This is a genomic window from Ornithinibacillus halotolerans (genome assembly GCF_014637405.1).
GTDB classification, from domain to species: domain Bacteria; phylum Bacillota; class Bacilli; order Bacillales; family Amphibacillaceae; genus Ornithinibacillus; species Ornithinibacillus halotolerans.
This window is the reverse complement of record NZ_BMEY01000006.1, coordinates 41263-55193: the sequence shown is the minus strand read 5'-3', so window position 1 is coordinate 55193 and position 13931 is coordinate 41263. Positions and strand designations below refer to the sequence as shown.

At 34.7% G+C, this 13931-nt stretch carries 12 protein-coding genes; 3 read left to right on the top strand and 9 right to left on the bottom strand.

Annotated features, from left to right (window positions below):
* Positions 1-41: 41 nt before the first annotated feature.
* From IEV35_RS07200 to IEV35_RS07170, 7 genes are all read right to left on the bottom strand, one after another.
* Positions 42-878 (bottom strand): carbohydrate ABC transporter permease, encoded by an 837-nt coding sequence (locus IEV35_RS07200; protein ID WP_188383985.1) that lies wholly within the window; start codon positions 876-878, stop codon positions 42-44.
* Positions 878-1759 carry a carbohydrate ABC transporter permease gene (locus tag IEV35_RS07195; protein ID WP_373284703.1) on the bottom strand — a complete coding sequence of 294 codons (882 nt, stop codon included), beginning with the start codon at positions 1757-1759 and terminating at the stop codon, positions 878-880. Before IEV35_RS07195 ends, IEV35_RS07200 begins: the two co-directional genes overlap by 1 nt.
* 256 nt (positions 1760-2015) lie before the next feature.
* Positions 2016-3266, bottom strand: coding sequence for a sugar ABC transporter substrate-binding protein (locus IEV35_RS07190; protein ID WP_188383983.1), 1251 nt, complete (start codon positions 3264-3266; stop codon positions 2016-2018).
* A 68-nt stretch (positions 3267-3334) separates the two neighbouring features.
* Positions 3335-5698, bottom strand: a complete 2364-nt coding sequence (locus tag IEV35_RS07185; protein WP_188383982.1) for a glycoside hydrolase family 65 protein — start codon at positions 5696-5698, stop codon at positions 3335-3337.
* 267 nt (positions 5699-5965) lie between these two features.
* Positions 5966-6580, bottom strand: coding sequence for a hypothetical protein (locus IEV35_RS07180; protein ID WP_188383981.1), 615 nt, complete (start codon positions 6578-6580; stop codon positions 5966-5968).
* A 153-nt stretch (positions 6581-6733) separates the two neighbouring features.
* Positions 6734-7660: an LCP family protein gene (locus tag IEV35_RS07175; protein WP_188383980.1), complete on the bottom strand. Its 927-nt coding sequence runs from the start codon at positions 7658-7660 to the stop codon at positions 6734-6736.
* Between the two features lie 117 nt (positions 7661-7777).
* Positions 7778-8911 carry a tetratricopeptide repeat protein gene (locus IEV35_RS07170; RefSeq protein ID WP_188383979.1) on the bottom strand — a complete coding sequence of 378 codons (1134 nt, stop codon included), beginning with the start codon at positions 8909-8911 and terminating at the stop codon, positions 7778-7780.
* Positions 8912-9072: 161 nt separating this feature from the next.
* Here IEV35_RS07170 and IEV35_RS07165 point away from each other — a divergent pair, with 161 nt between their 5' ends.
* Together IEV35_RS07165 and IEV35_RS07160 are read left to right on the top strand one after the other, a co-directional pair.
* The gene (locus tag IEV35_RS07165; RefSeq protein WP_188383978.1) at positions 9073-9546 is read left to right on the top strand and encodes a YbaK/EbsC family protein; all 474 of its coding nucleotides are present in this window, start codon (positions 9073-9075) and stop codon (positions 9544-9546) included.
* A gap of 308 nt (positions 9547-9854) precedes the next feature.
* Positions 9855-11027 carry an MFS transporter gene (locus IEV35_RS07160; RefSeq protein WP_229740671.1) on the top strand — a complete coding sequence of 391 codons (1173 nt, stop codon included), beginning with the start codon at positions 9855-9857 and terminating at the stop codon, positions 11025-11027.
* Between the two features lie 71 nt (positions 11028-11098).
* On the opposite strand, the gene IEV35_RS07155 is transcribed toward IEV35_RS07160, so the two are convergent.
* Together IEV35_RS07155 and IEV35_RS07150 are read right to left on the bottom strand one after the other, a co-directional pair.
* Complete coding sequence (locus IEV35_RS07155) at positions 11099-11746, bottom strand: SDR family oxidoreductase (RefSeq protein WP_188383977.1); 648 nt, start codon at positions 11744-11746, stop codon at positions 11099-11101.
* Positions 11747-11924: 178 nt separating this feature from the next.
* Complete coding sequence (locus tag IEV35_RS07150; RefSeq protein WP_188383976.1) at positions 11925-12881, bottom strand: DMT family transporter; 957 nt, start codon at positions 12879-12881, stop codon at positions 11925-11927.
* 138 nt (positions 12882-13019) lie between these two features.
* On the opposite strand from IEV35_RS07150, the gene IEV35_RS07145 reads away from it, so the two are divergent.
* A complete protein-coding gene (locus IEV35_RS07145; protein ID WP_188383975.1) occupies positions 13020-13904 on the top strand; it encodes a LysR family transcriptional regulator in 885 nt (294 codons plus the stop codon).
* The last annotated feature ends 27 nt before the right edge of the window (positions 13905-13931 follow it).

Here is a 13931-nt window from a genome sequence, read left to right as displayed (position 1 = left end):
AAATAACCCTATACTTAATGATGCCAACACAAAGCTGAATTCTATTTCACTGCTCCTTCTCCAATTCCTTTAATAATATGCCTTTGAGCTGTAGCATAGAAAATCACAATTGGAATAATGGTAAGCATTAACCCGGCCATCGCTAAGTTCCATTGAATAGTGAATTCTCCAAAGAAGTAGAATGTTGATAATGGAATTGTTCTTAGTCCCTTATCCGTTAATACTAATGATGGTAATAGATAATCATTCCAAATACTAATAACATTAATGATTAATACTGTAACCGTTATTGGTTTTAAAATCGGGAAGATAATTCTCCAGAAGATCCCAAACTTAGATGCACCATCAATAGTTGCTGCTTCTTCTAAGGATATCGGTATTGACTTGATAAACCCATGATATAAAAAGACAGATATTGCTGAGTTAAAGCCAACATGCATAAAAATTAATCCTTCTCTGGTATTTAACATTGGAATACCAGTTGTACTCATAATCGTGTTCATGGATTGAATTAGGGGCATCATAATTGTTTGGAACGGAATAAGCATTGTCGCTATAAATCCCATAAAAATAACTCTACTTAGCACATTATCTGTTCTTGCTAACATCCATGCTGTCATAGAAGATAACACAACAATAATAATTACAGATAAGATTGTAATATAAAGTGAATTGCCAAGTGCACTCATAAAGTTCATTTTATCCATTGCATCGACATAATATTGAAAGCTAAATGAATCCGGTAAAGCGAGTACATTTTCATACAAACTTTGACGATCTTTGAATGAATTTACGATAATAATATAGATGGGAGATAAGAAAAATAATGCGACTAAGACGAGTAATATTTCTGGAATCAGTCTTTTTACTCTTTTCATTACATTTGTACCTCCCGCTTCTTCGTCATATACACTTGAGTTAAGGAAATGATGGCAATGATTAAGAAGAAGATAATTGCTTTTGCCTGACCATACCCGTAATTTGCATAACCGAAGATTTCATTATAAATATTCATTGCAAATAATTCTGTTGCATTTGCTGGCCCACCACCAGTTAAGGAGAGGTTCGTATCGTAAATTTTGAATGCAAAGGAAAGGGTTAAGAATAGACTGATTGTAAATGATGGCATTAATAACGGAAAAACAATTTTTCTAATACGTTGCCATAAGTTAGCTCCATCTATCTTAGATGCCTCAATGACCTCACCAGGAATACTTTGAATACCAGCAATGTAAATAATCATAATATATCCAGCCATTTGCCAAGTGAATACGATTACTAATGCATACAATGCATAATCAGGATGCATTAGCCAATTGAAAAAGATACTATCAAAACCAGTTATTTCACCAACCATCGCAAACACATCTGTAAATACAAATTGCCAAATATACCCTAATAATAGTCCACCAATTAAATATGGCATGAAAACAAACGTCCGAGCAAGATTTGCTGTTCTTAACTTTGATGTCACCAGTAGTGCAAAGGTTAGCCCTACGATATTTACTGAAATGACTGCTAAAATAGTAAACTTAATCGTAATCCAAGCAGAATCAATAAATCTAGCATCATCTAATAGTTTTAAATAATTTTCTATTCCTACAAATACCATTGGATTTGCTCGAATTCCATCCCAATCAAAAAACGAATAAAAAATTCCAATGAGAAAAGGAACAATTACTACGGTTACAAAGATTAATAGAAGCGGTAAAACAAATAGTGCATACCAGCCCCAATTTTTACTTTTCGCCACGTCCATACCTTCTTTCTCGTAGTCTACCTCTAAAATAATGAGGGTGGGACATAACTTGATTAAAGGTAGTAAATTACGAACAATNTCCTGTGGGAGGAAAGGCATCGGTGAGACCCCGCAAGAGCGATAGCTCTGAGGAGGCTCACCAGCCGCCCACGGAAAGCGTAGTATATTTCCGGGGCGGGTTAGATGCACTGACTTTAATGTTCGGTTTTAACCTTGTGAGAAAAAGTTATGTCCCAACCTCAATGATTTAACTACATTACTTCACAGCGTTTTGCCATGCTTTATCTAAGTTCTCAATGAATTCTTGACCTGTCATATCTTCATTTAAGAAGAAATCTTGTGCTGCAGGTGTGAAGTCATTAGTTACGACGTTAGCAGGATAATAGTTTTGAGCCCAAGGAATAGTTTCTCCACTATTAGATGCTTCTAATACAGCTTGTGATAATGGATCTAATTCAGTAGCTTCAATATTTGTCATTGCTGGAACGAATCCAAAATCTTCAACAATATAACGTTTTCCTGTTTCACTAGTATGTAGCCATTCTAAAAAGTCTCTAGCTGCATTTATTTCAGCTTCATCTTTCGTACCGTTAATTGCCCAGTTATTTCCAACCCCAACTGCTAATTTATCATTACCATTTAGCGGGAATGGTAACATACCTACTTCAAAATCAAAATCGAAATCAGCTAATAAGCCATATGCCCAGTTACCTTGGTGAATCATAGCAGATTTACCAGCTGCAAAGTCACCAACTTCTTTATCATAATTAACTTCTAAAGGATTTACTGCATATTCTTTAATTGCTTCAAAGAACTTTCCAAACTCCTGGAATTCAGCTGTTTCAGCCATTGTAACTTCACCAGCAGTTAATCGATCGATAAAGTCAAAATGATCGTCTTGTAAAGAGAAAGGATAGTTACTAATATGTCCAATTAAAAAGTAAGCTTCTTGAGATAATCCTAATCCATTAATTCCTTCACCATCTAGTTTTTCTAAAGTACTTACAAATGAATCTAAATCTTTTACATCTTCCGTACTTACTAAATCTTTGTTATAAACTAAACCAAACCCTTCTACTCCATACGGAATACCAACAATTTTATCTTCAAGCTTTAGTTCCATGTTCGGTGCAATATTGCCTACGTAGTCTTCATTACTTAAATCATAGACATAAGATTCCACTCTTTCAGCTTCTTTTACGTGTTGTAGACTGAAAATAGACGGTCCTTGATCACTATTTAAACGAATTTGTAATTGTTGGAAGTAATCATCACCTGTTGTTCCCCATACTTCTACTTCCACACCAGTTTCTTCTTCATATTCTTTTGCAAGTTCTTCTAGTGCGTCAGAAATCTCTACTTTACTTTGGAAAATTGTAATCTTTTTACCATCTGAATCGCCATTTGAACCTTCTGAGTTGTTGTCATCATTGCTACCACATGCCGCTAATACGATTAGCAAACCAATTGTGATAAGACTAATTAACAATTTTTTACTTCTTTTCATGTTAATACCCCTCTTTTTTTATTTATAGTAAATAAAATGTATAAACATTTTATAACTACCACCATTGATTATTTGATTGCTAAAGTAATAGAATCACTACATTTAAAGCGCTTTCCAAATACTTCAAAACTTAATTGCTGTTTGTTTGATACTTTTACAGTTAATGTTGATTGGGTAATAAACAATGTGACTGGCTGCCCATGCCAATGAATCGTAAACTTCATTGAATGCCAATGTTTCGGAAGGTTTGGATTTATGTGAAGCTCTCCATCAATTTGTCTAACCCCGGCAAATCCAAAAACTGCGGCCTTCCATACTCCACCAATTGCTGCTGCGTGGACTCCATCATCTGAAGTATTCATATTTGGTCCAAGATCAATTTCACAAGCTTCTTTAAATAAGGAATATGCTAAATCATGCTCACCAATATCATTTGCTAGAATTGCATGTGTTGCTAGACTTAAACTCGAATCATGCAAAGTTCTAGGTTCATAATAATGGAAATTAGCTCGTTTAACCTTATCTTGAAAACGATTATCATCATGTAAAAAAGTTTGCTCTAATAAGTAAAATAATAGTAGTGTATCTGCTTGCTTAGTTACCTGAATCGTGTTAATTTGTTCTGCATTATAATCTTTATAGATCGTCCGAACCGATTCTTGCTGCTTGTATTTTGTTAAATCAATCTCTTTTAGCTGCAAGTATGTATCATCTTGTGGAATAACAAGATCTTCATTACGTGGATTCGGTAAATAGATTTGTTCTACTTTAGTGTGAATTTCTTGTATAGCTTCTTTGATATTAATCCTCGCATTTAACTCCTCTAGCAATCTAGGGTTTTTATTAGCCAAAATGTAATAATAATTGATTGCTAGTTTCATATTAAAATACGCCATATAATTCGTGAACGCATTATTATTTACATGTTCTTTGTATTCATCAGGTCCAATCACATTATTGATATGATAGCGTTGTTTTCCTTCATCCCACTCTAAACGGCTCGCCCAAAAACGCGCTGTATCAAAGACCATTTCATACCCATAGTTGTCCATGAAATCTTGATCATTTGTTACTTGGTAATATTGATATACTGCAAATGCAATATCTGCAGAAATATGTTGTTCAATAAACCCGGACCAAATTTTCATTTGTTCTCCTGTGACAACATCAACATCCCCATAGATTGGAGTTACTTCTCCATCGGATGGCCAAGCCATTTCCCACGGGTACATCGCGCCTTTAAAACCATTGTCCATAGCTTTTTTCCTTGCGCCAACAAGTCCGTGATATCGATAAGTAAGAAGAGATTTTGCTATTTGGGGATTAGAATAGACAAAGAATGGAAGTATAAATATTTCGGTATCCCAAAAGGAATGTCCCTTATATCCTTCCCCACTTAGTGCCTTAGCCCCAATTCCCATTCGATCATCATGTGCAGGTGTCATCACGGTTAAATGATAAATGGAAAAACGAATAGCTAGTTCATCAAATGAATTGTCACTATTAATCTCAAAATCATAATTACTCCAAACCTTCGATTGCCACGCCTGTTTATGACATTCAAAAAGTCTATCATACCCAATTTCGAAGCTTTCTTTTAATACATTTAAAGAATGTTCTCGAAGTGATTGCAACGAGTACTCATTTGTATCAAATTCTTTATCCCTACTAGTAAACACCGTTGTTATTTTTTCCATTTCAAGTTTATCGTGTGGTTTTAATTCAACATCATATGTTAACCATACTTTTCTTCGTCCCATGTTCATCGTTGGGTTAGCATTTACTAGTTGACCATTTATTGATAAGTCGTGAGCTGTATTAATGACCATATCAATATTGGATTCGTTCGTGGTCTGGATTAACTGGATAAATTTTTTGTCAAAAATCCTCCGCTCACCTTCGATAAAATGTTGGGAGCCTGAATTGGTCATTTGCGCATTAATTCCAGAATCGAATGAAATTTGAACAGGGTGACTAGTACTTTCGATGGACATTTTCATTCCTATTATATGTAGGTTATCTAATGAGACAAACCGTCTAAATTTAAATTTCAATTCTTTTCCTTGTGGAGAAGTCCAATAGAAAGTTCGGTAAAGTTCAGCTGTCTTTAAATTTAGTTGACGTAAATATTGTTTCGTTTTTCCAATTTCAAGACTAAACTTTTCCCCATCTACTCGAATATCTATCCTCGTAATGTCCGCTAAGTTTGGTAACTCAGTTACTTCATTTTCTTCCGCTTTATTAAAAGTACCACTTACGAATAAGTTTCTTTTTTCTTGGATATAAGGTTCCTCTGTAGCTGATCGCAGTCCCATATACCCATTTCCTAAATACATTATTGCTTCACATTTCCCAAGTGTATCGGGTGAAAATTCCATTTCTGAAATAAGCCAGTTTTCTAGGAGACCAGTACCTTGTGAATAATTCAACATAATAATTCACCCTCCTTTCCACTTTCGCTGTATTCATATATATTTTTTCGAAAACGTTTTTGTACTGATAATAAAAAAATACGTTATTAGGAGTGAGATTATACATCTTTTCCGAAAACGTTTTAGAAAACAATCAAAAAAATATAAGCGCTTACATTTATAGTATAGGAAACCGTTTTTGTATTGTCAAGAAAAGTCAGATTTATATTTATGGCACTACCATGAGAAACAGGCTCTAAGTAGTGCCAATTGGAGTGGAGAGAAATCCTATTCTGCTTTAAAAAATGCTTCCACATCAAAGTCGGAGTACTCCACTAATACTTCTTCATCCGTTGGAACGACAACTGCTGCTTTTCCAGTAAGCTTACCACCATCATATAAATCTTCATATCCAAATTCTCCCGTATCAAATGTTGGATAAATATCCTGTGGAACAGGACTTCCATTTGCATCAAGCACATTGAATGATGGTGCAACATAGTACGATATATCTGGGTTATCAATATTTGCCTCAATAGAAACATCAAACATCATCCACTCATGTCCCTCTGGTGGCTGCTCATTAAATTGGTTTTCAGATAGTAAGAAATCCATAACTTCCTGTCCACGTTGGAAGTTCGTTAAACTGATCGTAAATTCTCCCTTCGCTTCCTCTCCATCATCTGAATAGACATTGGAAGAAAGTGTTACTGATTCCCCAACTGGTACTGGGTTTGATCGCTTCCCTAGGTTAGATGTTTGCTCATTTTCTTTAGCTTCTTCTTCGTTTTCACTAGTATTATTGGAGGTATTTTGATTTTGTTCTTCATTCTCGCCTCCAGCACAAGCAACTAATAGTAGAACAAAGAATATAGGGACCATTGCTGTAAGTATTCTTTTCATAATCCTATCTCCTTTTTAGTATACTACCCTTAAGTTAACCGAAATCAGATGATTTTATTAGGATGCTAATTTTAGTCACTAATTTAAATTAATATTTCACAAAATAAAAAACTACTTTTAATGATTCAAAAAGTAGTTTTTAGCTGATTTTTTCTATATCTCAGTATCTGGATTCACAATTAATTGCTGAACTTTCTTAATTTCGCTATCTGGAACAATAAAATAATACTCATCATCTATTATTTCTTCTGTCCCATCTAATGTGTAGTCTGATATGTTCCCACCCACACTTGAATAGTTTCTTACAAGTTGTTCGACATTATCATAGTCTATATTCGTTATGATATTTTCTCCTAAAAAGCTCGCAATTACCTCCACTTTATTTATCGTTAAAGAAGTTGTAAGTTTCGTCATGATTGTTTCAAAGACCTGTTGCTGTAGTTCTGCTTGATCTAAATCTTCTCCTTGGTATTGATAAAGCATTTCTACATATCGTAATGCTTTTGCACCACTTAGGTGAAGTTCGCCAGGAGAAACCTGGAAGTCATCCGCTTCAATAGACAATTCATTATGTATAGTAAGTCCGCCAATTCCATCAATCAATTCTGCAATCCCAGCTAAATCTAATTGAATATAATAATCTATTTCAATATCTAAAAGGGATTTTATAGACTCCACTGCCAAATCTGCGCCACCATATGTAAAGGCTCGATTGATTTTATCCTCTTTTTCTTCACTTCCTAATGAAGCACGAGTATGTCTTGGAATATTAATCATACTCACTGAATCTGTCTTTGGGTCTAATGAAAAAATAATTAGAGTATCTGATCCGGTACGGTTACTTGCTTTCGTATTAACTCCAATAAATAATATATTTATCAGTTCTCCATGTGCAATTTTTTCTTCCGATTGAATTTGATTAATAGAAGGGATTGGCTGGTACATTTGTGCATTAATCGTATCCTTCATACCACTAAAAATACTAAGTAAGTATATTGCTAAACCTAATATCATCAAGAGAATAGATCCGAACAATATTTTCATCCAAGGAATACTAGATTTCTTACTGATTTCCTGCAAGTTATCACCACCCTAAATTTTAGAATATTCAAAATGAAGTAATTCTATTATAGCACAACAAAAAGATGCTAATCACCTCCCATTTCTATTTTTTTAGAAATCGGGGTGATTAGCATCTTAATTCGCTCTTTCATTAATTAATTGTACGAATCTGTTTTCATATTGACGCTTCTTTTTCTTGTTTCCAGTTCTTTCAAAAAATGAAATAACGTCTCCTAAGGCACTTTGAATTAATTCTTTATCGTTCGATTTTTCTAAGAAAGAAATTGCTTTCTCATAATTAGTTGCAGCTAGTAGTTTTTCTGGATTCTTTTTATGCTCCATGCAATAGCTATATTGCATATACATCATTCCAATTGTCTTTTTAGAATTATTGGGCAGTTTTTCATAAATCCCAATTGCCTTCTCATACAAAGGAATTGCCTCATCATATTGCTTTTGGTCAAAGTTATTGTAAGCTAATTCAGAATAGGCTTCTGCATGAACGAATTTTCCAGCAAGGTTGGAACTTTCCAACATAGGTATTGCCTTCTTTAAGTAAGAATTTGCCTTTTCGTAGTGATTGCTACTTCCATAGAGTTTTCCAATGCTGACAAAGCAATTTATTTTAACTTCTTGATTGGATTCATCTGCTAATTGTATTGTCTGCTCCAAGTATTGGATTGCCTTATCTATTTCGTTAATTTTTGAATAGAGGCCACCTAGTTTATAGTTAATAAATAGAATTAATTCATTGTCCTGTGGTTGTTCTTTTTGCAAATAATCCAAGGACCGGTTATAGTATTTTACCGCTCTCCGGATCTTGTCCAAGTTCTCTTCTGCCTGTCCTAATATTAAATAGGCACGAGCAGATTGATTATAATCAATTCCTTTATCGTCACTAAGTCGGCTAACAACATCTGACATGATTCTTCGAGATAATTTATAGTCACACATATAAGCTAGATTGCCGTATAGAATTAGATCATCAATGGCTGCTTTATTCGTATTTTCATACATATTGCTAACAATGTCACTTGCTTTTTTACCTTCGCCAGTTTGCGAGTAGCAAGTTGCTTTTAGTAAAGAAAAAATTCTAGCAAGTCCGTTATTCACCTCATACTTATCTTGATATGCTTTAATCTTTGATAAAACATGAAGGAAATGACCTTGTTTAAATTCTCCGACAATAACCAATAAATCCTCTTTATTGTCATCTTGAATAAATTCATTAATATTCTCATCCAAATTAAAAATATCCACCGTTGACATGTTTTTTCTCCCATCTTTTTTATTATCAGTGTAACCATGCATAAGGGAATAGAAACATTATATTTTCTATGTTCTTTGATTAATAATCTTAATTAATTGTTTTTTCAAATAATTTTATGTTATTATTCACATTAAAATATAAATTATGAAGGAGAAGAAAAATGGCATTAGAAAGTGTTAAAGCACATTTTAAGCAATGGAATCGCGAAGAAGATATTATGGAGTTTACGACATCAAGTGCTACCGTTCATGAAGCTGCGGACACAATTGGAGTGAAACCTGCACAAATTGCCAAAACATTATCCTTTAGGGGAGAAGGAGAGAAAGCAATCTTAGTCGTTACTGCAGGTGATGCAAAAATTGATAATAAAAAGTTTAGACACTTATTCCATTTCAAAGCACGTATGCTTTCACCAGATGAAGTGTTGGAACAAACTGGTCATCCAATTGGAGGTGTCTGCCCTTTTGGTCTAGCAAATGAGTTAGATGTATTTTTAGATGTTTCTTTAAAACGATTTGAAAAAGTATTTCCAGCCTGTGGCAGCACAAACTCAGCCATCGAATTAACCTGTGAAGAACTCTATACATACTCCGGAGCCAAAGATTGGATTGACGTATGTAAAGAATGGGAATAATTTTGAAGGTCCGGTTTTGAAGGTGTCTGACACCTGTCGGATTTTAGGGGGTTTTGTCGAATTAAGTGCAGGTGTCTGACACCTGTCGAGTTATGGCAAATTATGTCGAACGCTTCATTCAAGCTTTACTAGCTAGAATGAAGTGTTTTTATTTTATGACTTTGCACACGAACTCCCATCGTTCGACATTTTTCGGGAGGTGTCAGACACCATTTATGAAACGCACCATTTTTAAAAGTTTTAAAAAGTATTAAATAGCTCGTCTTATTTCTATGCTTTTTGCATACATTTTTTTCGAGGTGAAAAAAATGAGAAAAGCTGCTATTGAGAAAACACATATTTTTATCATTATGTTTTTCATGAGTTTAGTTATGAGTATTCAAGCACCTATTTTTGCACCGTATGCTGCAAAGCTAGGCGCATCAAGTGTGTTGATTGGGATGATGTTAAGTATTGCATCGTTTACAAATCTAACCGGGAATTTACTTGCTGGACCATTAGTTGATCGATTTGGTAAGAAAGTCTTTATAACCGTCCCTATTCTAGTCTCCGGTACTTTATTCATAGCTCATGCACTTGCTTCCAATTCAACTAGTTTACTAATTTTGCGTGCATTAAATGGATTTTCCTTAGCCTTTTTAATTCCAGCTGCACTTGCCTTATTATCAAGTTATGCAAAAAACAGTCAACAACAAGGGAAAAACATGGCTATAAACGGCATACTTGGTACGATCGCTAGTATTATTGCTCCTTTAATAGGAGGGTTACTCGGTACCGCAATTGGTTATGCAAATACATATTACATTATCGGTATCTCTTTAATATTAATCGGATTTTATACAGTTAAAACGATTATTGAAAAGGAAAATATCATCAGTGTTGACGCTCAGGCAAAACCACTAAGTTTTATTCAAGTCATCCAGAATCCACTACTTAAAGTCGTATTTTTAACTGGATTTGCTTTAATGTACATTCACGGGGTCATCATTTATGAGGTACCTTATCTTGCAGTAGAACAAGGCTTATCCACCGCAGTTACCGGTGTGCTATTTAGTTTTTTTGGAGTCGGGACATTTTTTTCCTTGTCACTATTTTTCATTCACCGCTTCAGTCCGATAAAACGATTAATTTTTGGACTATTTGGCATGTGTTTTAGTTTATTTCTATTAATTAACAGCCTTCTAGCACTGCCATTTCTATTATTCTGTCTCGGATTCTTCTTTGGAATTATGATGCCAGCTATGGCGACTGCTGTTACAGACGCTATTTCAAATGAGGGGCATGGGAGAGCATTTGGGGTAATGTCTGCTGTTTATTCAGCTGGTATGATTAGTAGTTCGTTTATTACAGGAATTATCAGGGATGTCGTCTCTCCATACTTTATAGCTTTTCTTATCGGCATGATTGCACTAACCATTATTGGATATTCTAGACTTCAATCGGGAGCAATTTCAATATCTAAAAAACAATACCATTATTAAAAGCATCCCCTTAAGTTTTGGGGATGCTTTATCTATTAAGAAGAATGTTCCTAAGTTATGCTATCAGTCATTTACACATTTTCTAATGCTTCTACTACAGGTGTATCACCGGACATAATCTCTAGAGTTTTTCGATAGGTATTTTCTTTATCTAATGCTTCTACAACAGTTCTCGCTACATCTTCACGAGGAATGGAGGTTTTCTTAATTTCTTCTCCAACCGCTATTTTTCCTGTACCAGGTTCATTAAGTAAGATCCCCGGGCCAAATATCGTATAGTTTAAATTGCTTGCTGCAAGTAGGCGATCTGCATAATGTTTTGCAACCATATAAGGTTTAATTGGACTATCTTTCCAAGACTCACGGTCATACGCTTTATAAGCACTTACCATAATATAACGTTTTACCCCAACTTTTTCTGCTGCTTCCATTGATTTAACCGCACCGTCTAAATCAACAAGTAATGTCTTATCAGGCCCCGTCTTACCACCTGAGCCAGCAGAAAAGATGACTGCATCCGATCCTTTCATCGCTTCGCCAAGCTCCTCTACGCTTCCTTCTAAATCAGCAAGGACCGCTTTTACACCTAAGGAGTTTAACTGTTCTACTTGATTCTGATTACGTACCATCGCTGTTAAGTCATGTTTTTCACTTTGTTTAAGGAAATCAACCATATACTTTCCCACTTGACCGTTTGCACCAATTAGGAATACTTTCATTCTAAATACCCCTTTCATACGTATGTAATGTTATTGTTTCAAAAAAGTAATCATATAGCAAGCGACATAAAGAAAGTCTGACTCCTCCCTTACCTTCGTCAAAGTTCGACAAATTCCGGGAGGTGTCAGACACCTTTTAAAGAGACACCTTTTAAAAAAACACCTGTTATACAAAGACCTATTGTGTTGCAGGGACTGGTTGTTTGTATTGTTTTTCTCGTTTTTGCATTCTAACGAATAGGTTATTGGCAACGAGTGATATGATAATTAGAACTGTCCCGATAATATCAAATTTAGTTACATCATAGCCTTGATACATGGAAACTAACAAAGTAGTAACGGGTACAAAGTTAATGAATAGTAACGCATTGATTGGAGATAAAATACTTACTCCTACATTCCATCCAAGTAATGCGATTAACCCTGGAAAGATTATCATAAACAGTAAATGTGGAGCTGTTGCAACAATAACTTCAGTCGTTGGTACAGAAACATATCCAACTGCCGTTGCCACAGCAACGAATACACCAGCAGTTACTGTTCCAAGTAAACAGCTTAATGTAGAATAACGTAAGACGGACCATTCTTTAAATTCTTCGCCGCCCATTGTATAGATAACCCAACCAATAACTGCAATAAAGATTAAAATAGACGGTACGATATCTTCTGTCGCTCCAAGAAACGACCGCACATCGCCTTTCGTAATAACTAAAAAAGCACCAACTAAAGCAATCAAAACACATGTTAACGTAAAGCCATGTGGTCGTTTATGGAATAACATCCATACAATCACGATAGAAATCATTGGCATTAACGATTCCATGATAGATGCTACCATTACTCCCGGCTCACCAAGTAAATCTTCGCCCCAGAAGATAAATAAATTATATACAGTAAATGCCATCGTTCCGAAAAACCATAGCTTTAATCCTTTTCCTTCTAAACGAAATGCACTCTTTCCTTCTTTCCAAAGAAGCCATCCAACTAAAATTATTGTTACTGCCCCATATCGGATAAGTGTAAAATAAAACGGATCTATGTATTTAAATGCTGCATGCGCAACTGGAAACATTGCCCCCCATGAAACTGCTGCGATAAAACATAATATAGCTCCCCATAATACAGTATTTCTCAATTTTCATCTTCTCCCCTAATGTAATAGCAGATACATTATCTAACCTATTTGATATCTTGTAAAATGAATCTTATTGATGATTATCCATCACTTTTTGTGATATCATTTATAAAAGGCTATTTTAGGGAGAGAAATTAGATGGAATTTAGAGATCTCGAGATATTTCAATTAGTTGCCGAAAAAGGAACTATATCTGAAGCTGCAGACGAACTTAATTACGTACAATCCAATATTACGGCAAGAATTAAAAAGCTAGAAAAAGAAATGAATACACCATTATTTAATCGTCATAGACGTGGTATGAGCCTAACTCCAGAAGGAAAAAAACTTTTAACATATAGTGAAAAAATATTAGCATTAAAAAAAGAAATGAAACAAGCTGTTCAAACAAACAAAGAACCAAGTGGAAAATTGGAAATCGGTACAATAGAAACGGTGATATTCCTTCCAAGAATCTTATCTAACTACGTTAATAAATACAAAGAGGTAGATTTATCGTTAATTACTGGTGTGACTCAAAATCTAGTCGATCAAGTATTAGATTATAAATTAGACGGCGCATTTATATCTGAATTAGATATTCATCCAGATTTAGTTTCATATGAAGTATTTGAAGAAGAACTTGTTCTAATTACAAGTAAGCATATTACCAAATTAGAGGAAATTAGAGAGGAATCTATTCTTTGCTTTAGTAAAGGTTGCGGATATCGTGCCCGTTTAGCAGAATGGTGGTATAAAGATCAACAAATCCCCCCGAAAAAAATAATGGAATTTGGTACATTAGAAACGATCCTTCGTAGTACAGTAATGGGACTTGGAGTTGCCTTCGTTCCTAAGTCTGAAGTCGCGCAACTTGAAAAACAAGGACTTGTCCGCTTTCATAACCTACCAGAAAAATATAGTAAAATAAAAACTGTATTTGTAAGGAGAAAAGATACGTATTTAACCCCTACTATGGAAAAATTCATTGAAACAATCGAAAATAATAAAGTAGATCTTAAAGATCAACCTATGATCATTTAACGAAAAAGGGACAGGAATTCCTGCCCT

Bases quoted from the DNA above. Each gene is read 5' to 3' on its own strand.
- IEV35_RS07200 (WP_188383985.1), bottom strand. From the start codon at position 878: ATGAAAAGAGTAAAAAGACTGATTCCAGAAATATTACTCGTCTTAGTC.
- IEV35_RS07195 (WP_373284703.1), bottom strand. From the start codon at position 1,759: ATGGACGTGGCGAAAAGTAAAAATTGGGGCTGGTATGCACTATTTGTT.
- IEV35_RS07190 (WP_188383983.1), bottom strand. From the start codon at position 3,266: ATGAAAAGAAGTAAAAAATTGTTAATTAGTCTTATCACAATTGGTTTG.
- IEV35_RS07185 (WP_188383982.1), bottom strand. From the start codon at position 5,698: ATGTTGAATTATTCACAAGGTACTGGTCTCCTAGAAAACTGGCTTATT.
- IEV35_RS07180 (WP_188383981.1), bottom strand. From the start codon at position 6,580: ATGAAAAGAATACTTACAGCAATGGTCCCTATATTCTTTGTTCTACTA.
- IEV35_RS07170 (WP_188383979.1), bottom strand. From the start codon at position 8,911: ATGTCAACGGTGGATATTTTTAATTTGGATGAGAATATTAATGAATTT.
- IEV35_RS07165 (WP_188383978.1), top strand. From the start codon at position 9,073: ATGGCATTAGAAAGTGTTAAAGCACATTTTAAGCAATGGAATCGCGAA.
- IEV35_RS07160 (WP_229740671.1), top strand. From the start codon at position 9,855: ATGAGAAAAGCTGCTATTGAGAAAACACATATTTTTATCATTATGTTT.
- IEV35_RS07155 (WP_188383977.1), bottom strand. From the start codon at position 11,746: ATGAAAGTATTCCTAATTGGTGCAAACGGTCAAGTGGGAAAGTATATG.
- IEV35_RS07145 (WP_188383975.1), top strand. From the start codon at position 13,020: ATGGAATTTAGAGATCTCGAGATATTTCAATTAGTTGCCGAAAAAGGA.